This is a genomic window from Suttonella ornithocola, assembly GCF_001889065.1.
Classification (GTDB): Bacteria; Pseudomonadota; Gammaproteobacteria; order Cardiobacteriales; family Cardiobacteriaceae; genus Suttonella_A; species Suttonella_A ornithocola.
Window position 1 is genome coordinate 1 of sequence record NZ_LWHB01000216.1, and the last position, 1,427, is coordinate 1,427.

At 35.2% G+C, this 1,427-nt stretch carries 1 protein-coding gene and 2 pseudogenes; all 3 read left to right on the forward strand.

All coding sequences use genetic code 11. The features are described 5' to 3' along the window. On the forward strand, nt 1-699 hold a 699-nt coding region (locus A5N85_RS13055; RefSeq protein ID WP_169818680.1), incomplete at its 5' end, for an ATP-binding domain-containing protein. Nucleotides 700-847: 148 nt separating this feature from the next. Then, nucleotides 848-1,054, forward strand: a pseudogene (locus tag A5N85_RS13060) (hypothetical protein); the annotation flags it as partial. A 138-nt stretch (nt 1,055-1,192) separates the two neighbouring features. Continuing rightward, nucleotides 1,193-1,427 (forward strand): annotated as a pseudogene (locus tag A5N85_RS13065) (transposase); the annotation flags it as partial.

Consider the following 1,427-nt stretch of genomic DNA (forward strand, 5'->3'; position numbering starts at 1 on the left):
CTAGCACCAGAATCTAATAACATTGACACTCTAGAACAATTATTTAAACAACACGATGATATTAGCTATCAAATTCCTGATAGAGATTTCTATACAAAACTAGCACAGCCCTATCAAAATTACTTTGATGCACTAAAATCTCAAACAATTTCAGAAAAACCCGATAAACTTTTTTCATACTTCGATGACTATCGTATTCTTTGTGCTAGTAAACATAAAGCTTTTGGAACAAAAGCCATAAATAATCAACTAAAGCATATTCATTGCCGTATTTTAGGATACTCAGTTGATAGCCCCTATTTTCATGGATTACCTTTAATGCTTTGTGAAAATGATTACACAAATAATCTTTTCAATGGAGATATTGGAATTTGCTTAATGATAGAAAAAGAATTAGGAATTTACTTTCCTGATCGCACAAATCCAATTCCGCTAACCAGACTTAATTTACAAGCATTAGAAATAGCTTATGCTCTAACCATTCACAAATCACAGGGATCGGAATATCAACATATTGCCCTCACTTTTGATCCGTCTCAAAATCAGGGTCTAACACGAGAATTACTCTATACCGGCATAACAAGAGCAAAACACAAATTAACCTTATATACCTCTCCGCAGTTGCTAGCGGAAATTGCACAAACACCAACCCAAAGAACGACAGGACTAGCTACTTTTATTGATAAATTAGGCGACTAATAATATAGTATGTAGTTTCAGTAGCGTTCAAAACTCTATGTCATTCTCATAAACTACCCAAAACATAAGGAATGATAATATGCAAAACCTTGACTTTATAGCTAAATATCTTTAACTTACATACAGCATTAGCTCGTTTTTCCGTACTGTGGTTCGTCAGTTTGTATGCAAGCTAAACCCATTCAGCTATAATAAAGCCCTAAAAGCCATTCAAGCAGGTAAACCCATCGCAGGTAATGATGGCGTACTAACCCCACTAATCAAACAACTTAGCGAAGCTGCCTTAAATGCTGAAATAGAAAACTATCTTAAACAAAACCCTACTAACAACCGTCATAATGACTACAGCAAAAAGACCGTTAAATTAGCAGCAGATATAGTGAAAGGCTACTAAAATAGTTACAGTGTTAAGATAGATGAATAAAGTAAGCACACATACTATTACTGGAATAGCGATTTAATTTCTATGACTCTTTTATTAGCCTTTGACTATAGTTGTGAGCAAAAAGCTTTCATGCAGGATTTAAAGCCTGTATATAAAGCGGTCAATAAAGAATCAGCTGAATTGGCGCTTGATAGGTTAGAAAACCTTTGGGGTAATAAATACCCTGCGGTGATTAAGTTTTGGCGGGATAAGTGGCATTTGCTAAGTCACTATTTTAAATATCCTGAGGCGGTGAGAAAGCCCATTTATACCACCAATGCGGTAGAGGCAGTCCATCGTCAAT